Source organism: Desulfosalsimonas propionicica (genome assembly GCF_013761005.1).
GTDB classification, from domain to species: domain Bacteria; phylum Desulfobacterota; class Desulfobacteria; order Desulfobacterales; family Desulfosalsimonadaceae; genus Desulfosalsimonas; species Desulfosalsimonas propionicica.
The window spans coordinates 270,221-288,994 of the sequence record NZ_JACDUS010000003.1; the positions used below are offsets into that span (position 1 = coordinate 270,221).

Genomic DNA, 18,774 nt, shown 5'->3' on the forward strand with positions numbered 1-18,774 from the left:
ATACTGATGTATCGGAAAAAATACCATATTCATTTTGTGGGCATCGGCGGCATCGGCATGAGCGGTATTGCCGAACTGCTGCTGAACCTGGGCTACCGCGTATCCGGATCAGATATTGCCGAATCCGACACCACCCGCCGCCTTCAGCGTCTGGGGGGAAAAGTGCAAGTGGGCCATGGTCCGGAAAATATTGCAGACGCCGACGTGGTGGTGACTTCTTCTGCCATCCGGACGGACAATGCCGAGGTGCAGGCGGCCATGGCTGCATCCGTGCCCGTGATTCCCAGGGCAGAGATGCTTGCCGAGCTCATGCGCCTGAAATACAGCGTGGCGGTTGCCGGGGCCCACGGCAAGACGTCTACTACCTCCATGCTGGCCGCGGTCCTGGATGCCGGCGGTCTGGATCCCACTGTGGTCATCGGCGGCAAGCTCAAAAGCATCGGCAGCAACGCCGTGCTCGGGGCGGGTGATTTTATCGTGGCTGAGGCGGATGAAAGCGACGGATCGTTTCTCAAGTTTTCCCCGGCCATTTCGGTTGTAACCAATATTGATTTAGAACACCTTGATTTTTATAAAGATCTGGATCAAATTAAGCAGGTTTTTCTCCAGTTCATCGACCGGATCCCATTTTACGGGCTGGCTGTGCTTTGTCTGGACAACGAGCATGTTCAGGACCTGATGCCGCAGATCAAGAAACGATGTATTACTTACGGGCTTTCGGCCCAGGCGGATTTCCAGGCGGCCAACATCGTTTTTGACGGGGCCAAAACCCGCTTTTCAGTGTTTCACGAAAGCCGTCACCTGGGCGACATGGCCCTGAACCTGCCCGGACGGCACAATATTGCCAACGCTCTGGCCGCCATCGCGGTGGGCCGGGAACTTGAAATACCATTTGAGACCATCCGCCCGGCTCTGGAAAATCTGGAAGGCGTTCAGCGGCGCATGGAGATCAAGGCCGACGTCAGGGGCATCAAGATTATCGACGATTATGGCCACCATCCCACGGAGATTAAAACCACCCTGGATGGCGTGCGCACCAGCTGGCCTGAGCGGCGCCTGGTGGTCGTGTTCCAGCCTCATCGATACACCCGTACCCGGGCATTGTTTGACGCGTTTGCCAGGTCTTTTTACCAGTCAGACGTGCTGCTGGTGATGCCTGTGTATTCCGCAGGAGAGGCGCCCCTCGAGGGGGTGGATCACAATTTGCTATGCGAGGCCATCAGCGCTCACGGCCATAAACGGGCAAGAGCCGCGCCCGGCCTGGAAGAAGCCGTGGAAATGCTGGAAAAAATGCTTGAACCCGGCGATATCGTTTTGACCCTGGGAGCCGGCAACGTCTGGCAGGCGGGCGAAGCCCTGGCTGCCCGGCTTCAGGCCGGCAAAGAGAAAGCCTAGGAAGATTTTATGAACCTTATGACCCCGGATCTGAAAAAAAGGCTCACCAAAAGGTTCGGCTCAAGGGTGCAATTTGACGCGCCCATGGACCGGCATACCTCGTTTCGGGTGGGAGGACCGGCCGATGCCCTGGTGACCCCGAAAGATCGGGCGGAGCTCATGGATCTGCTGGCCGTTATCCGTGCGGCCGGGGTCCCGTGGATGGTGTTGGGCGGCGGCACCAACCTGCTGGTCAAAGACCGCGGAATCCGGGGGGTGGTGATCTGTCCGGGCAGGGGGTTTGATCAGATCCAAATACGGGATAAAGGTTCGGAAAAGACGGTGGTGGAAGCCGGCGCAGCAGTCCGTTTAAGTGCTCTTTGCCGGTATGCAATTGATAACAATTATACGGGACTGCATTTTGCCGCCGGCATTCCGGGAAGCGTCGGCGGTGCGATTTTAATGAATGCCGGAACCCGTCAGGGGGCTGTGGAGTCGGTTTTGGAGGGCATTGATCTCCTTGAACCGCCCGACCGCGTCCGCAGTCTGGACAGGAATCAGTTGTTTTTCGGATACCGGCGCCTGTCATGGCAGCCGGCCGGGAACGGCGGTGAGCAGCTATTCATCGTGCTTTCCGGGCGGTTCGCCCTGGCCCCGGCAGCCGGAAGCGATCCGGCGGCTGAAGTTGAAGCCATGCTCAGCCGTCGGTGGGAAACCCAGCCAAAAGGGTTTTCGGCCGGATGCGTGTTTAAAAATCCGTCTGCGGACATGGCCGCCGGCCGGCTCATTGACCAGGCCGGGCTCAGGGGGATGGCCGTTGGCGGCGCCCGGGTGTCGGCGGTGCACGCAAATTTCATCATAAATGAGAAGGAAGCCTCCGCAACAGATATCCTGGAACTCATTCGGCTGGTTCAAAAAGGTGTTGCGGAACGATTCCGGGTGTGGCTGGAGCCGGAAATCCGGATTGTGGGGGAATAAAACATCATGGCCGGTAAAAAGACCGTTCAGCCGGGAATTCGGGAAAATCGATACAAAAAGGCACGGGCACGTTCAGCACCCGAGGGGAGCAGCTGGCTTTGGACCCTGTTTCGGGTTTTGAGCGGGGCCGTTGCCATTATTGCCATGAGCCTGGTTTTTGTCTTTGGTTATGACTGGGCCACCCAGAGCGATTATTTTGGGGCCGAAACCGTCGAGGTGCACGGCATTCGGCGCCTTTCTGAGCAACAGGTAAGGGAGGCCGCCGGCATTGAAAACGGGGTTAATATTTTTTCCGTGAACCTGAGCACTGCGCGCCGCAGGCTCATGGCCCTGGACTGGGTTGCGGGGGCAGAGGTCAGAAGGCAGTTTCCGGAATCCATTATCATCCGGATTCGGGAACACGAGCCAGTGGCGCGCATTGACCTGGGCAGGATATTTATGATCAACCCAAAAGCCGAAATTTTCAGGGAGGTCGGCGAAGGGGCGTTTTCGGATCTCCCAATCATAAAAGGTGTCAATTACGCGGATTGGCAGGGCCTTGAGGTGCGCCGGACGCCGGTTGTCTCGTCGGTCATGGCCGTATTGGGGCTGGACCGGAAAGGCCACAGTGTTTTTAACACCCGGAGCATAGAGCAGATCCGGGTGGACCGGGATCTGGGCTTGGTGCTGCAGATCCGGGATCTGCCAATAAAGCAGATCCGGCTGGGTTACGGCCATTACGGACAGAAGCTCAGACGGCTTGAAAAGGTGCTTGTTTACCTTGAAAAAAAGGAGCCGCCCGTTGAATTGGAAAAAATGGACTTGGGCAACCCGGAACGCATTGTGGCCAGGCCCGCTGCGGATAAACAAAGCCAAACCATACGGCAGAAGGAGGCATAAATTGAAGGAAGAAGAAGAGCTCGTCGTGGGGCTGGATATCGGCACGACCAAGATTTGTGCGGTGGTGGCCGAGGTTTCCGGCGGCAAGGTCAACATCATCGGTATCGGCACCCATGCGTCCATCGGTTTGCGCAAAGGTGTGGTGGTCAATATCGACTCCACGGTGGATTCGATAAAAAAGGCTGTCCAGGATGCCGAACTCATGGCGGGCTGCGAGATTTCATCGGTTTATGCCGGCATTGCCGGCGGCCATATCACAGGTTTTAACAGCCACGGGGTCATTGCCATAAAGGGCAACGAGATCACCCAGGCCGATGTCAACCGTGTGATCGAGGCGGCCCGTGCCGTGGCCATCCCCATGGACCGGGAGGTCATTCACGTGCTTCCCCAGGAGTTTATCATTGACGGCGAGGCCGGAATCCAGAACCCCGTGGGCATGGCCGGTGTGCGCCTGGAGGCAAGGATTCATATTGTCACGGGCGCTGTGACCTCGGCCCAAAACATTGTCAAATGCGCAAATCAGGCGGGTCTCGATGTTTGCGATATCATCCTCGAGCCCATTGCCTCGTGTGAATCCGTACTAAATCCTGAGGAACGGGAGGTGGGGACCGGATTAATCGATTTGGGGGGCGGCACAACGGATCTGGCTGTTTTTTCCGGCAACACCATCCGGCATACTTTTGTCCTGTCCCTTGGCGGAAACAACATGACCAATGATATTTCCGTTGGGCTTCGGGTGCCCATGGCCGAAGCCGAGCGCGTCAAAAAGGAACATGGCACCTGTGTGGCCGACAAGATAAAAAGCGACGAAACCATTGATCTGCCCAATGTCGGCGGCCGGCAGGGACGCAAACTGCCCCGGCAGATCCTGGCCGAGATTCTGGAGCCCCGGGTGGAGGAAATTTTTGCCCTGATCCGCAGAGAAATCCACCGGGCGGACATGAAGGAGGAAATCGCCTCGGGTATCGTGCTCACCGGAGGCGCATCGCTTCTCGACGGCATTGGTGAAATTGCCGAGTCGGTTTTTGAGGTCCCGGTGCGCCTGGGGGCCCCGCATGGCATCAGCGGGCTTGTGGATGTGGTCAACAATCCCATGTATGCCACAGGTGTGGGGCTGGTGCTTTACGGGGCCAAGGACGAGGAACGGAAAAAATTCCGCATCCGGGATACCAATATTTTCCACCGGATCATGAACCGGATGAAGCGGTGGTTCAAAGAGGTGCTTTAGAAAATCCGGGATTGCCGGGAGTTGAAATCAATAAATCAACAACAGACGATCAATAGACGACAAATACAGGAGGTCGACAATGGATTTTACCTATCTCGACAATGAAAATTCCGCAAAAATCAAGGTCATCGGCGTCGGCGGCGGCGGGGGCAACGCTGTCAACAACATGATCGATTCCCAGCTAAACGGGGTCAAATTCATCGTGGCCAACACCGATGCCCAGGCGCTGGCCCATGCAAAGGCCAACACAAAGATCCAGCTCGGCGAGGCCCTCACCGAGGGACTCGGCGCCGGGGCCGATCCGTCGGTGGGCCGCAATGCGGCACTGGAGTCCGCAGATCTGCTGCGTGAGGCTTTAAGCGACAGCCACATGGTTTTTATTGCAGCCGGTCTCGGCGGGGGGACCGGAACGGGAGCGGCTCCTGTGATCGCAGAGATCTGCAAGGAACTCGGGGCCCTGACCGTGGCCGTGGTCACCAAACCGTTTAAGTTCGAGGCCAGAAAGCGCAGCAAGCAGGCAGAAGAGGGCATTGCCCAGCTAAAGGAGGTGGCCGACACCGTGATCACCATTCCCAATGACCGGCTTCGGGGCCTGGCCAAGAAAAACGCCAGTCTCATTGAGATGTTCCGGATGGCAGACGAAATCCTGCACCATTCGGTTAAGGGGATTACGGATCTGATCATGCATCCCGGGCTTATCAACCTTGATTTTGCCGATGTCAAGACCATCATGTCCAAGTCCGGCATGGCCATTATGGGCATCGGGATTTCAACGGGGGATAACCGGGCCATTGAAGCCGCTGAAAAGGCCATTTCCCATCCGCTTCTGGAGGACAATTCCATTTCCGGCGCCAAGGGCGTGCTCATGAACATCACCTGCAACTCCGAGCTGACCATGGAAGAGGCCATCGAGGCCTCGGAGCGGATTTACAATGAAATCGGCGATGATGATGTGGAAATCATCTGGGGTACGGCCATGGACGACAGTCTGGAAGATGAGATGCGCATCACCGTAATTGCCACGGGAATCGGAAGCATGGATGAATCAGAGATGCATCTGCCCAAAAAGTCCGTGCGCCAGTTAAAAGATGTCAAACGGGGTGTGGTCCGCGATTATACCTCCGAGGACCGGGAATACGAAAAAAATCTGAATCAGCCAACCTTTTGGCGGGTCAAGCAGCAGAAGGCCGAAGAAAAGCAGGCCGGCCGGGACAACCAGAAAAAAAAGGCGGTCAACAGCATGGATGACTATTTTGACATGGACATGCTTGACGTACCCACGTTTCTGCGGCGCAAGGCCGATTAACCACAACGCCTTGTGCGCGGCGTTTTCCGGATGTTCGCAATTTAAAATTCTTGACAAATGGATCGTCACGTAATAGAGGCAGTAACTTGAAAACCTGGAATTTATTCGGCGATCCATAAGGCAAGGCAGAACCTTTTACATCAGGTTTCTGGATGTGCCGGGTTTGACTTGCAAAGCATGCTCCGTGAAAGGAAACAGCAGGTTATGTCTGAGAATAATGAACGCAAAATCGCCTATGTCATTGCACTGGTCTGCCTTGTTGTCGGCATTGTCGTTTATGCCGCACTGCCGTCGAAATCCTCGGAGGAGCCGGTGCGTGTGATGTATGAATCTACCGGTGAAAATGTATTGTTTTCGCATATGGAGCACACTGAGGATTACGGACAGGACTGTTTTGCCTGCCATCACGAGATTGCCTATGATGAAAGCAAAGGGCATGATTCCTGCGGATCCTGCCATGACGCCGAAAGCACCCGGGTTCCGGCGCTCGGACAAGATGGCCTGTTTGATCACGAGACCCACAGCCAGTACTACGGCCTGTCGTGTACGGACTGCCATCACATGTATGATCCGGACAGCGGGTCTCAGCCTCAGAACTGCAATGCCTGCCACATGGAAACCGGTGACGATTATATGCCGAGCCTCAGCGATTCCTTCCACCAGCAGTGCATTGGATGCCATCAGGATTTCGGTGTGGGACCCACTACGGAAAATTGCAATGACTGTCACGGAGCCCGCAAGCGCGCAGATGCTTTTCACGATCAGTGCACCGGCTGCCATGAGCAGGCGGGGCAGGGGCCCCTCAGAGATGACTGCACGGGCTGTCATGCCTACTAGGACAAAGCGGGCACGGCAAAAACGATCGGCTCATTACAATAAGTCCAAGCAAGCAAAGGTAGATCCATGATCAAGCGCTCATTTATCGGAATTACAGCACCCCGGCTGACCTACGAGGTTATCGAAGAGGCGCCTGCCGAGCCCATGACTGTCAGGCCCGCAAAGCGGATCACCCTTTTGATGGATGCGCCCATGGAAAAAACCAGCGGCGTTTTGCTCAAATCCGGTGACGCCGTACAGAAGGGTCAGCGGCTGCAACTGTTTGAAAACAATCCCGTACCCTGCGCCATCAGTCCTGTGGCCGGAAAAATCGAATCCGTGGAGCCGTTTTTGGGGATTATGGAAAGACAGATGACCGCAGTGGTTATTGCTCTGGAGGGTTCGGAGGATCAAAGCCGGGATACCGAGTTCAAAAATGTTTTCAAATCCGCAGGCCTTTCCGAGGCAGACCGGTTTCTCAGGGAGTTGCCCGGCCGGCCGGATTTCTCCGTTTTTACCCGGCCTGACAGACCGGTTAAAACAATTGCGGTTATGGGGACAGAGCAGGACCTGACGGCGGTTACCCAGCAATATTTGATCGGTACCAACATTGCTGGGGTCAAAACCGGAATTGATGTATTGAGAAAGATTACCGGCATCCAGAATATCCAGCTTGTGGTGTATCCGCACATGGTGCAGGTGGCCGGTTCCTCCGGCGCCGGGATCAAAACGGTGGATTTGCAGTACCCGGCCGGCAGCACGGACATGATCCGCATGGCCCTGAAAGCAAAGCAGGAAGAGAACACCGAGGTGGCCTTTTTTACGGCAGAGGCTGCTGTTGCGGTGGGTGCGGCCCTTCAGACCGGGGAACTGCCGGTGGACAAACTGCTCACTGTTGTAAGAAAAGACGGTACACGCCAGCTGATCAAGGCCCCGGTGGGGACCCATGTTTCCGATATTCTTGAGGCCGTCCGGCAAAGCGTGGAGGCCGGGGATCGGGTGGTTCTCGGTGGTCCCATGACCGGTCATGCGGTTTTTTCCCTGGAGCAGCCGATCACGACGGACACCGACATCCTCATGATTCAGGATCATGCAGACCTTCCGGAATTTTCCGATATTCCCTGCACCAACTGCGGCAGCTGCGTCAGGGTATGTCCCGTTAATATTCCGGTCAACGAACTGGTCCGGTACCTTGATGCCGGTGAATATGAGCAGGCCGCGGAAAACGCAAGCCTGTTTGCCTGTATAGATTGCGGTTTATGCGCTTATGTGTGCGAATCCCGGATACCCATATTACAGTTTATCGCACTGGCCAAACATGCGGTGCAACGCCTGAAAGCAGCGGAGGAAGAGAATGCCTGATCGAAAGAAGCTGACTGTTTCCTATGCCCCGTTTTGGCATGACGGCAGCAGAATAAGCACCAAGCACTATCATATCATGGCCGCCACCCTGTTGGCTGTGATCGCCGGTTTGCTTCGTTACGGGATGCCCGCCCTCGGGGTTTTGGCCCTGTCGATTGGATCGGCAATGGCCTGGGAATATGTCATGAACCGGTTGACCCGCAGGCCGGTTTCCATCGGGGACGGAAATGCAGCTCTGATCGGCCTGCTTTTTGGGATGCTGCTGCCGGCTGTGATTCCATGGTGGGTTGTGATTACCGGTACCTTTGTGGGTGTGGTGATCGGCAAACAGATTTATGGCGGCATTGGCGGCAATCCATTTAATCCCGTGGCTGTGGCTTATGCCATCCTGATGATTTCCTGGCCCATTTATTTTGATTTCAATGCCGCCCTGGTGGATTACCCGTTTGATTTTACCGCCGCCTATCCGCTTGTGCTCATGAAAGCCTACGGGTCTGCCGGGATTGAGTCATTTTCCCTGACCGACCTGCTTCTCGGGCGGCAAACCGGGGGGATCGGCGCTACTTTCGGCCTGGGCCTGCTCATCGGGGGCATTTACCTGATGATCCGGGGTTTTATTCGCTGGGAAATTGCCGTGTCTTTTCTTGCGGGTGTTTTGGTCTCCGCGCTCTGCTTTAATCTTTACAACCCGGAGGTCTATGCCGGACCCGGTGTTCACCTGCTCACCGGTTTTACCCTGATGGGCGCTTTTTTCCTGGCCACAGAGGACTCTTCCTCACCGGTTCATTTTATTCCCATGCTCATTTACGGAGCCCTGGGCGGGGTGCTCACCGTGCTGATCCGAAATCAGGGTGCCCATGTTGACGGGGTGATCTACGCCATCCTGATCATAAATCTGGTTCATCCGCTTATTGATAAAATCAGACCCAAAGCCACGGGAAGGGTTATGCATCATGCGTGATATGATTAAAATGGTTGTTGTCCTGGTTGTGCTAAGCAGCCTTTCAGGAGGGGTGCTCGGGGCTTTGAAAAATGCGACCGAGGAGCGAATCGACAATCAGGTTTTGAAATTTGTCAAAGGTCCGGCCATTGAAAACATCCTCAAGGATGCCGGAAACGACCCGGTGGCAGACCGCTTCTCGCTTACGGTGGGAGAAGAAGAGAAAAATTTCTTTGTGGGTATCTATGACGGCAATCCCAGGGCTGTTGCCTTTGAGACTTTCGCCAGCGGGTTTGGCGGGGATATGGGGGTGATGGTTGCCGTTGACGTTGAAACCGATGAAATTATAGGGATCAGCGTCACAACCCACAATGAAACCCCCGGCATCGGTGCGACCATTGAGACAAACGCGGACTTCAAGAAACAGTTCAACGGCAAACCCATCATCGGCGATCACAATGTCAAAGATGACGGGGGTGAGATTACGGCCATGTCTGGTGCAACGGTTACCTCAAAGGCAGCCTGCAAGGCGGTGAGCAGGGCCGGTGACATATACGAGCAGCTCAAATCCCGAATCAGAGACCAGGTGAAAAACTTTACCGGCTAGGAGCGAATAGATCATGGCGAAAACCATCGGGCAGGAATTTGTAAAAGGTTTGTGGGAGGAAATCCCGCCGTTTCGGCTGGTGCTCGGTCTTTGCCCCACACTGGCGGTGACCAAATCGGTTGAAAACGGAATCGGGATGGGCGTGGCAACCACGTTTGTGCTGGTATGTGCCAACATGCTGGTCTCCATTTTAAGCGGCGTGATTCCCTCAAAAATACGGATCGCCTGTTTTATCATCATCATTGCCACGTTTGTGACCGTGGTGGAGCTGATGATGCAGGCCTATGCGTATCAGCTGTTTTTAAACCTCGGGATTTTTATCCCCCTCATTGTGGTCAACTGTATTGTCCTTGGGCGGTCTGAGGCGTTTGCTTCCAAAAATAAGCTGGTGCCGTCCCTTGCCGATGGTCTGGGCATTGGTCTCGGATATACCCTTTCGCTGACTGTGATCAGTGCCGTCCGCGAAAGCCTGGGTACCGGCAAGCTGATGGGCGCCCAGGTGTTTCCGTCGTCCTTTGAACCTTTTGCCTTTATGGTGGAGGCGCCAGGGGCATTTATTTGCCTGGGCTTGTTGTTGTGCATTATGAATATCATAGGCAGGAAATAGCAGCCCGCCCGGATTTATCCGGATGGGGTTTATGCTGAAGATCGATTGAACACAGTTATGCCGGCCGGTGTGCAAAACCCCGGGCGGCAGCCGGGTACGGGAGAAGCATTATGGGCGATTATACGGTCCTGATTATCAGCAGCATCCTTATCAACAACATCGTTTTGGCGCAATATCTGGGGATTTGCCCTTTTATCGGCACTTCCAAGAAAATGGAAACCGCCACGGGCATGGCCGGTGCAGTGGTTTTTGTCATGACCCTGGCCGCCATTATTACCTGGACCATTGACACGTACTTTCTCAAAACCCTGGATATTGAATTTTTGCGCACCATTGCATTTATCCTGGTGATTGCATCCCTGGTCCAGTTTGTTGAAATGTTTCTCAAAAAAAGCATTCCCGCCCTGTATGCCGGCCTGGGGATTTTTCTGCCGCTGATCACCACCAACTGCGCGGTAATGGGTGTGTGTCTGATCAATATCAAGGAAGAATACAATTTCCTCCAGGCGCTGACCTCGTCGATTGCCTATGCCATTGGTTTCGGCCTGGCACTTGTTTTATTTGCCGGTGTACGTGAGCGGGTGATTCTCGGCCGGGTTCCCCGGCCCCTGCAGGACACATCCATCGGGCTTGTGACCGCGGGCATGCTGGCGCTGGCTTTTATCGGGTTCCGGGGGCTGGTATAGGAAAAACGCGGCTGCTGGTTTTGTTTTGATCAATCAAATTCCGCAAGCGAATCAAAGGGGATCGCAGTGATAGAAGCAATACTTTTTACATTGGGCCTTGGCGGCATCTGCGGAGTGGCCCTGAGCGTTGCCTCCAAGGTGTTTTATGTCTATGAGGATCCGCGGATCGCAAAAGTAGAGGGCCTTTTGGCAGGCGCCAATTGCGGCGGATGTGGCTATGCCGGGTGTTCGTCTGCAGCCGTGGCCGTTGTTAACGGAGAGGCCCCGCCAAACGTCTGTATTTTGGTCGGGCCGGAAAATGTTTCCGCTATTGCCGCCATCATGGGATCAGAAGCGGGCACGGCCGAACCCTTGAAATCCTATAACAATTGCCAGGGGGGCCACCGGGCCACGGACCGTTTTGTTTACCAGGGGCTGAACCAATGCAGTGCCGTCAGTGCCCTTTACGGGGGCAAGAGAGACTGCCAGATCGGATGCCTGGGTTTTGGTGATTGCGTCAATGCCTGCAAATTTGATGCGCTTTGCATTGGCCCCAACGGTTATCCCATCGTGGATAAGGATAAGTGCGTGGGATGCGGGGCATGTGAGCGGGTCTGCCCCAAGTCCATTATTGAAGTGCGAACCATGTCCCAGAGACTGCTGCATCTCAACACCGAGGATGACGCGCTGGCCCCATGTCAGCAGACCTGCCCGGCAGAAATAGACATTCCCAGATATGTCACCCAGATCCGCGAAGGCGAATATGACTCTGCCGTGGATACCATCCGGGAGCGAAATCCCCTGCTGCTGGCCTGCGGCCGGGTTTGTCCGCATCCCTGTGAGGAATACTGCAGACGTTCCATCGAAGATGAAGAATCCGTGTCCATCAACCAGCTCAAGCGCTTTGCCGCGGACATGGAAATGAATTCCGGCAAACGTCTTCCCATATCCAAGGCGCCGGACACAGGCAGGCGTGTGGCTGTTGTGGGCGGCGGGCCTGCGGGGTTGAGCTGCGCCTATTTTCTCCGCCGTGTGGGCCACAATGTGACCATATTCGAAGCCATGCCCAAGCTCGGGGGTATGCTTCGCTATGGCATCCCGGAATACCGGCTGCCCAAGGCGGTTCTGGACTGGGAGATCGAGGGGATTTTAAATCTTGGCATTGATCATCATACAAACGTGAAAATGGGCCTGGATTTTGACTTGGGTTCCCTTGTGGGCGGCGGTTTTGACGCTATTTTCATGGGTGTCGGCGCATGGAAGGACTATAAGCTCAAGATACCCGGGGAAAACTTAACCGGTTGTTTCACCGGTATTAACTTTTTGTCTGCCATTGGCAACCAGGAAAAGGTGGATATCGGAAAACGGGCTGCGGTCATCGGCGGCGGCAATACGGCCATTGACTGTGTGCGGACACTGATCCGCATGGGTGTAGAAAAGGTCTATCTGGTCTACCGCCGGACCCGTAAGGAAATGCCGGCCAATGACGTTGAAATCGTTGCAGCGGAACACGAGGGAGTGGAATTTGTTTTTCTGGCCGCGCCCAATAAGGTTATCGAGGATGAAAGCAACAGCGTGGCAGGCCTGGAATATCTCAAAATGGAACTTGGCGAACCGGATGCAAGCGGCCGCAGGCGACCGGTGCCGGTTGAAGGCTCTGAGACCGTGCTTGATGTGGATACCATTATCACCGCCATCGGGCAGTCCCCGGATACCGCATTCCGTACACCCGGCACTCGAATGGAGGAGCTAAACCTCACCCGGTGGGATACCATAGATGTAAATCCCGATACCTGCCAGTCCAATGTACCTTATATTTTTGCCGCAGGCGACGGAGCCACGGGCCCGGCGTTGGTGGTGGACGCCATTGGCGGGGGCCGGAGAGCGGCCAGAGGCATTGATTTGTTCTTAAAGGGAAAGCCGGTAACCGCCCAAAACCGCGCTCTTCTGTCCCAGCGCCACATTCCGGAATCAATTTTTACATGCGTGCCCGGGGTCGGTCAAAGCAAGAGAAAGCCCATGCCGGAACTGCCTGTCCAGGAACGGATTCACAGCTTTATTGAGGCAGATCTTGTTCTTGCTGAGCCGGATGCCCTTGAAGAAGCCGGCCGGTGTTTAAACTGTTGCCGTTTGTGTTATGACCCCGATAAACAAAGCAATGCAGCATGATCTGACTGGTTTTCAATTTTTGTCTTAAACAAAAGCCGTTGCCGGAAGAAGGTTTCCGTCACGGCTTTTTTGCGTTCCTCGGGCGCTGGTTGATCCGGTTTACAAAATGCTGAAACCTTGTTAATGAATTCATACAGCATTGTTATATGAAAAAGCGGAAAAGCCACGCATACTTTGTCACGGGCCTTGAGCAAAGGAGGAGAAATGGCCGTTGATGTTGCCCAGCAAAGAAGGGATGAGGAAGTCCGGCTGCGAGCCTTTGTCCGCGAAGCCGAGGAAATGGATGCCAAAATTCGGGCCTATCTTTCTGACCGGGACAACAAGCCGCACCCCCGCCATCAGGAATTCATTGAAAGGATACAAAATATGCGCATTGATCCGGAAATTTCCAATCGACATTTGGAAACCCTTCTGGATAATCTGCAGTGGAAAGTATATCATTTAAGCCATGCCTGGCGGCAATTATGGGATAACGCAGAGGCTGCACGCAAGCGCCAGTCCGGGCATTTTCGGCACGCAGGGGGGAATGGATCTGAAAACAATCGTCAGGACCGGACCGCTAATGACAAAAGAAGTATCTATTCTGTGGACCGGCTTTGGGAGATTCAGCAGGAGAAGCTTGAAAGTTTGGGACAAAATCCGGATTCGGAAAATCGTGAAGCCTTTGTGCAGCGCATCAAGCAGCGCTATGGGCAACTGGCTTCGGAGAAGAAAGCCGATGAAGAGATCGTGATGACTTTTGACAAGCAAAGCCGGCGCTGTACCCTGGCTGTTAAAAAGCATTCAAAGGCAATCGATGGATAAGGCCATTTGGCGTTGTCAGCCGCTGATGTCTTTTTCTATGGCTTTTTGCAGCCGGAGCATGTCATCGGGCAGGGGAGCGGTTATGCGCAGTGTCCGGCCGCTTTGAGGATGGCTCAAAGCAATGTGTCTGGCATGAAGCATCTGGCGAAAGCTTTGATGGTAGATTTTTTTCAGGTCAGGAAAATTGCGGCAAGCCTTTCCGGCCCGCCGGCAGCCGTATACGGCATCGCCAATCACCGGATGACCGATGGCTGCAAGGTGCACCCGTATTTGGTGGGTGCGGCCGGTGCGGATTTGGCATTTAAGTCTGGCCGCCCGGGCAAATCGCTGAACAACCTGCCAGCTTGTTTCAGCCTGTCTTGAGGGCAGATCCGGATTTTCTGCAGCAGCCATTTTTTTTCGGTCCCATGGATGACGGAAAATCGGAAGGGTTATCCGCCCGCAGTCCCTTTCAGGGTTTCCGAGCACAAACGCATCATAGGTTTTCTCCACGGTCCGCTGCTGAAACTGGCGGGTCAATGACGTCCATGCCATCCGGGTGCGGGCAGCCACCAGGACCCCCGAGGTGTCTTTGTCCAGCCTGTGGACAATGCCGGGGCGGGAGGGTTCGGAGCCGATGTTTTGGATTTCCGGGAATTGAAATGCAAGTCCCTGAGCAATGGTGCCGGTGAGGTTGCCGGCAGCCGGGTGCACGACCATGCCGGGTGGTTTATTGATCACAATAATATGTGCATCAACATAGAGCAGATCCAGGTCAAGGGGTTCGGCGATGAGGGGCCGGCAGGCAATGGAGGAAAGCGGTTCCGGTACCCGGGACGGCACGGAAACAATATCCCCGGCATTCACCCGGTATCCCGGCTTTTTGACGGCGCCGCCGACAAGGACCTGTTGATTTTTGATCCAATTGGCCGCAATGTTTCTGGAGCATCCGGGAACCAGGGATGTCACGAACTGATCCAGGCGCAATCCGGCCTGATCAGCACCGGCAACAAGAGTGATGTGCTGCCCATCAGATCGGGTCATTCAGCGGGTTTGCTGCCGTTTCCGTTGTTGTCAAAAAGCGATTCGATCTCAGTCCGGACCTGGCTTTCCTCCTGGTTTTTGGCAGTGCAGATTTCCCGCATCAGAAGGGTTCTGGCCGTATCCAGCAGTTTGCGCTCCCCGAAGGATAAGTCCTTGGAAAGCTTTAACATGTAAAGATCCCGGAACACGGCGGCCACATCAAAAGGCGAGCCGGTTTTCAGCTTATCCATGTATTCCTTGTACCGGCGGTTCCATGTCTGGTTGTCCTGCAAATCGTCTTTTTTCTCCGTAAGCACGGCGTAAATATCAGGAATCTGCGTTTTGTCCACAACCGTACGCAGGCCCACCGAATCCACGTTGCTGGTGGGAATCATGATGACCATTCCGTTGTCAATGATTTTCATGATGTAGAAATCGTGCGTGTCGCCGTTAATCACCCGGCTTTCAATGGATTCGATGCGGCCGACGCCGTGGGCCGGGTAGACGGCTAGGTCGCCCACTTCAAAATGCTTGCTCAGGTCTTTTGGGGATTGTGCTTTTTCAGCCATAGTTTTCACCAAAGGTTATGCAAAGTTTATTCCTAAAAAGTTATATATATCATTTTTTGGAAGGTGAAGCAACAAAAAAAGGGCCGGTGAATTTCACCGGCCCTTTTTGGCTTGGTTATATACAGATGCGTTGCTTACAGCAGGAACGGCACCATGAGCAGGGCAACCACGTTGAGAATCTTGATCATCGGGTTGACTGCAGGGCCGGCCGTATCCTTGTACGGGTCGCCGACGGTATCGCCGGTGACCGCGGCTTTGTGGGCATCGCTGCCCTTGCCGCCAAAGTAGCCGTCTTCAATATATTTTTTGGCATTGTCCCAGGCCGCACCACCAGTGGTCATGGAGATGGCCACAAACAGACCGGTCACGATACTGCCGATCAGCAGTCCGCCAAGGGCGATTTTGCCGAGGAACAGGCCGACCAGCAAAGGTGCTACCACAGGCAGCAGGGCCGGAATCAGCATTTCCTTGAGGGCAAACTTGGTGACAATATCCACGCATGCACCATAGTCGGGTTTGGAGGTACCTTCCATGATGCCCGGAATTTCCCGGAACTGCCGGCGAACTTCATCCACAACCGCACTGCCTGCCCGGCCCACAGCGTTCATGGCAATGGAGGCAAACATGAAAGGCAGCAGACCGCCGATAAACAGACCGATAATCACGTTCACATCGCTGAGCCCGAAATTCAGAGCTGCAGCGGCCTCTTCGGTTCCGGCCTGGAGAACGAATTCCTGGGTGTAGCAGGAAAACAGCACCAGTGCGGCCAGACCGGCGGAACCAATGGCATAGCCCTTGGTCACGGCTTTTGTGGTGTTGCCAACCGCATCCAGGGGATCGGTCACAGCGCGGACACTGTCATCAAGATCGGCCATTTCGGCAATGCCGCCGGCATTGTCCGTAATGGGGCCGTAAGCGTCAATGGCAATGACCATACCGGTCATCGACAGCATGGCAACAGCGGCAATGGCGATCCCATAAAGATCAGCAAAGCCGTAAGCAACGCCGATGCCCACACAGATGGCCAGCACGGGGGCGGCAGTGGCCTGCATGCTTATGGCCAGGCCGGCAATGATGTTGGTGGCATGGCCGGTGGTGGAGGCTTCAGCAATGGCTTTCACCGGGCCGTAAATGCCGGTATAATACTCGGTAATAATAACGATGACAACTGTGAGCACAAGACCCACCAGGGATGCGTAAAACAGGTTGATCCCCGGAATGCCGCCGATTGTGTCAACCATGTTGACGGTAAAAATATAAAATGCGATGGCGGCCAGTATGGCTGCGCCAAACATTCCCTTGTACAGGGCGCCCATGATGTATTCATTTTTGCCCAGGCGCACAAAAAGGGTGGCAATTACGGATGCGATAATGGAGATGGCACCGAGAATCATGGGATAATGCACTGCCATGGGCTCTTCCGGGAAAAACAGGTGGCCCAGCAGCATGGCTGCCACAACAGTGACCGCATAGGTTTCAAAAAGGTCTGCGGCCATGCCGGCGCAGTCACCGACGTTGTCGCCGACGTTATCGGCGATGGTGGCCGGATTTCTCGGGTCGTCTTCGGGAATACCGGCTTCAACCTTGCCCACCAGGTCCGCGCCAACGTCAGCACCCTTGGTGAAGATGCCGCCGCCGAGACGGGCAAAGATGGAAATCAGGCTGCCGCCAAAGCCCAGTGCCACCAGGGGCACCACGTCTTCGACGATGGTGTAGAACCCGGCAATGGAGGTCAGGGCAAGACCGGCAACCAGCATGCCGGTCACCGAACCGCCGCGAAAGGCCATTTTCAGCCCAGCAGATAGCCCGCTTTTGGCGGCTTCAGCCGTACGGATATTGGCCAGAACCGATACCCGCATGCCGATGTAACCGGCCAGGTAAGAAGCCACTGCGCCTACGGCAAAACCCACGGCAGTCGTGGAGCCGAGACCGAAAAAGATAATGATAAAAATCGCGATGCCGACGATGACAATGGTCTTGAGCTGACGGTTCAGATAGGCAATTGCGCCTTCCTGAATGGCATTGGCGATTTCCACCATTTTTTCCGTCCCTGTGGGAGCGGTTTTGATCATGCCGGCCACAATCAGGGAATAAATGATGCCGAGTGCACCGATGAGTGTACAAGTTAGCGGAATGTTTTCCATAATAACTTCCATGCCTACCTCCCTAAAGTTTTAGGTTAAAAAAATCAGACACCTAGAGAACCTGCTTTTGATTGAAACGATTCATTGCAACCGGCAATCCCTCATCGATCATTGTTGTCACGGCCTTTCCTGCGAGCTCAATAACAGGGCCGAAGAAACGTTGCTCGTCAGCCGTGAATCTGCCAAGAACCCAGTCCGTGACATTTATCGGCGGAGCAGGTCTTCCGATGCCGATTCGAAGCCTTGGAAAACCTCCTGACGAAAAGGCTTCCATGATCGATTGAATGCCGTTGTGCCCTCCGTGACCTCCTTTCTCTTTGAATTTTATTTGTCCTTTTTCTATATCCAGATCATCATGTATGATCAGTATCTGCCGGGTTTCGATGCCGAAATAATCCGCAATCCGCCGGAGCGGAGGCCCGCTTCGGTTCATATAATCCAGGGGCTGGGCGATGATTATCTCTTTGCTGCCCCGCCGGCCGCGGCCAAAGCAAACCTTGAATTTGTTCTGGTCCATGGCAATGCGGCAGCGCATGGCTGCATTCTCGACTGCACGAAAACCCACATTGTGCCGGGTGCGGGCATATGCAGGCCCCGGGTTGCCCAGTCCGGCAATCAGCCAAATTTCGGCTTGCACGGTTATTCTTCGGCCTCATCCCCGGATTCGGTTTCCTCGCCTTCACCCTCTGCGCCTTCTTCCAGCCCTTCTTCTTCCAGAACCTCTTCTTCGGTTTCCTCCATTTTCGGGCTGACCACGGTCAGGATCGTGAAATCAACTTCATAGGGAATTTCAACGTTTTCCGGCAGCGGCACTTCACTGACATGAACCGAGTCTCCCATTTCCAGGGAGGTGATATCGATTTCAATCTGTTCCGGAATATTGGCCGGCAGGCAGTAGACTTCCAGTTCTCTGCGGATAATCTGGAGTATGCCGCCTTCCTCCACGCCGTTGGACGTACCCGTGGTGGTCACAGGCACCATCACAGAAATTTTCTGGTCCATCTTGATTTCATAAAAATCAATGTGCAGGTAATGATCCTTGACCGGATCGCGCTGGAATTCTTTGATCATGACAGTCTGACGGCGGTTTCCGCTGTCTTCAACAGCCAGGTTGATCAGGCCCCGGGTGTACTGGGGATTGTTAAACATGCGTTCCAGTTCCTGAATGCTGACCGACAGGGGCCGGCTTTCAATGTTGGCCCCGTAGAGCACCGCCGGGATGCGGCCTGCGCGCCGCAGACTACGGGCTGCGCCCTTGCCTGTTTCCTGACGGGGTTGCGCGTTTAGCTTGATGATATCCAAAATGTATCCTCCAAATAAATGT

At 54.7% G+C, this 18,774-nt stretch carries 18 protein-coding genes; 13 read left to right on the forward strand and 5 right to left on the reverse strand.

Annotated features, from left to right (window positions below):
* The first annotated feature begins 6 nt into the window (after window positions 1–6).
* The 13 genes from murC to HNR65_RS07225 all read left to right on the forward strand — a co-directional run bounded on the left by murC (window position 7) and on the right by HNR65_RS07225 (window position 13,735).
* The gene (gene murC, locus HNR65_RS07165) at window positions 7–1,395 is read left to right on the forward strand and encodes a UDP-N-acetylmuramate--L-alanine ligase (protein ID WP_181550791.1); all 1,389 of its coding nucleotides are present in this window, start codon (window positions 7–9) and stop codon (window positions 1,393–1,395) included.
* A 9-nt stretch (window positions 1,396–1,404) separates the two neighbouring features.
* Complete coding sequence (gene murB, locus HNR65_RS07170; RefSeq protein WP_181550792.1) at window positions 1,405–2,352, forward strand: UDP-N-acetylmuramate dehydrogenase; 948 nt, start codon at window positions 1,405–1,407, stop codon at window positions 2,350–2,352.
* A gap of 6 nt (window positions 2,353–2,358) precedes the next feature.
* Window positions 2,359–3,231 carry a cell division protein FtsQ/DivIB gene (locus HNR65_RS07175; RefSeq protein WP_181550793.1) on the forward strand — a complete coding sequence of 291 codons (873 nt, stop codon included), beginning with the start codon at window positions 2,359–2,361 and terminating at the stop codon, window positions 3,229–3,231.
* 1 nt (window position 3,232) lies between these two features.
* A complete protein-coding gene (gene ftsA, locus HNR65_RS07180; protein WP_181550794.1) occupies window positions 3,233–4,459 on the forward strand; it encodes a cell division protein FtsA in 1,227 nt (408 codons plus the stop codon).
* A gap of 79 nt (window positions 4,460–4,538) precedes the next feature.
* Window positions 4,539–5,765, forward strand: a complete 1,227-nt coding sequence (gene ftsZ, locus HNR65_RS07185) for a cell division protein FtsZ (protein WP_181550795.1) — start codon at window positions 4,539–4,541, stop codon at window positions 5,763–5,765.
* A 204-nt stretch (window positions 5,766–5,969) separates the two neighbouring features.
* Window positions 5,970–6,602: a cytochrome c3 family protein gene (locus HNR65_RS07190; RefSeq protein ID WP_181550796.1), complete on the forward strand. Its 633-nt coding sequence runs from the start codon at window positions 5,970–5,972 to the stop codon at window positions 6,600–6,602.
* Between the two features lie 66 nt (window positions 6,603–6,668).
* Window positions 6,669–7,943: a 4Fe-4S dicluster domain-containing protein gene (locus tag HNR65_RS07195; protein WP_181550797.1), complete on the forward strand. Its 1,275-nt coding sequence runs from the start codon at window positions 6,669–6,671 to the stop codon at window positions 7,941–7,943.
* Window positions 7,936–8,904 (forward strand): RnfABCDGE type electron transport complex subunit D, encoded by a 969-nt coding sequence (locus HNR65_RS07200; RefSeq protein ID WP_181550798.1) that lies wholly within the window; start codon window positions 7,936–7,938, stop codon window positions 8,902–8,904. The genes HNR65_RS07195 and HNR65_RS07200 overlap by 8 nt, the downstream gene beginning before the upstream one ends.
* The gene (gene rnfG / locus HNR65_RS07205) at window positions 8,897–9,490 is read left to right on the forward strand and encodes an RnfABCDGE type electron transport complex subunit G (protein ID WP_181550799.1); all 594 of its coding nucleotides are present in this window, start codon (window positions 8,897–8,899) and stop codon (window positions 9,488–9,490) included. The genes HNR65_RS07200 and rnfG overlap by 8 nt, the downstream gene beginning before the upstream one ends.
* A 13-nt stretch (window positions 9,491–9,503) precedes the next feature.
* Window positions 9,504–10,097, forward strand: a complete 594-nt coding sequence (gene rsxE / locus HNR65_RS07210; protein ID WP_181550800.1) for an electron transport complex subunit RsxE — start codon at window positions 9,504–9,506, stop codon at window positions 10,095–10,097.
* A gap of 110 nt (window positions 10,098–10,207) precedes the next feature.
* A complete protein-coding gene (gene rsxA, locus HNR65_RS07215) occupies window positions 10,208–10,783 on the forward strand; it encodes an electron transport complex subunit RsxA (protein ID WP_181550801.1) in 576 nt (191 codons plus the stop codon).
* A 66-nt stretch (window positions 10,784–10,849) separates the two neighbouring features.
* Window positions 10,850–12,931 (forward strand): FAD-dependent oxidoreductase, encoded by a 2,082-nt coding sequence (locus tag HNR65_RS07220; protein WP_181550802.1) that lies wholly within the window; start codon window positions 10,850–10,852, stop codon window positions 12,929–12,931.
* A 204-nt stretch (window positions 12,932–13,135) separates the two neighbouring features.
* Window positions 13,136–13,735 (forward strand): hypothetical protein, encoded by a 600-nt coding sequence (locus HNR65_RS07225; protein WP_181550803.1) that lies wholly within the window; start codon window positions 13,136–13,138, stop codon window positions 13,733–13,735.
* Window positions 13,736–13,750: 15 nt separating this feature from the next.
* Here HNR65_RS07225 and HNR65_RS07230 read toward each other — a convergent pair whose 3' ends face one another.
* The 5 genes from HNR65_RS07230 to HNR65_RS07250 form a co-directional block, all read right to left on the reverse strand.
* Entirely contained in the window at window positions 13,751–14,758 is a 1,008-nt protein-coding gene (locus HNR65_RS07230; protein WP_181550804.1) for an RluA family pseudouridine synthase, read from the reverse strand.
* Window positions 14,755–15,306 carry a CarD family transcriptional regulator gene (locus tag HNR65_RS07235; protein ID WP_181550805.1) on the reverse strand — a complete coding sequence of 184 codons (552 nt, stop codon included), beginning with the start codon at window positions 15,304–15,306 and terminating at the stop codon, window positions 14,755–14,757. Before HNR65_RS07235 ends, HNR65_RS07230 begins: the two co-directional genes overlap by 4 nt.
* 134 nt (window positions 15,307–15,440) lie before the next feature.
* Window positions 15,441–17,462 carry a sodium-translocating pyrophosphatase gene (locus HNR65_RS07240; RefSeq protein WP_181550806.1) on the reverse strand — a complete coding sequence of 674 codons (2,022 nt, stop codon included), beginning with the start codon at window positions 17,460–17,462 and terminating at the stop codon, window positions 15,441–15,443.
* A gap of 40 nt (window positions 17,463–17,502) precedes the next feature.
* Window positions 17,503–18,087, reverse strand: coding sequence for an aminoacyl-tRNA hydrolase (gene pth / locus HNR65_RS07245; protein ID WP_181550807.1), 585 nt, complete (start codon window positions 18,085–18,087; stop codon window positions 17,503–17,505).
* A gap of 2 nt (window positions 18,088–18,089) precedes the next feature.
* The gene (locus HNR65_RS07250) at window positions 18,090–18,752 is read right to left on the reverse strand and encodes a 50S ribosomal protein L25/general stress protein Ctc (protein WP_181550808.1); all 663 of its coding nucleotides are present in this window, start codon (window positions 18,750–18,752) and stop codon (window positions 18,090–18,092) included.
* Window positions 18,753–18,774 lie beyond the last annotated feature (22 nt).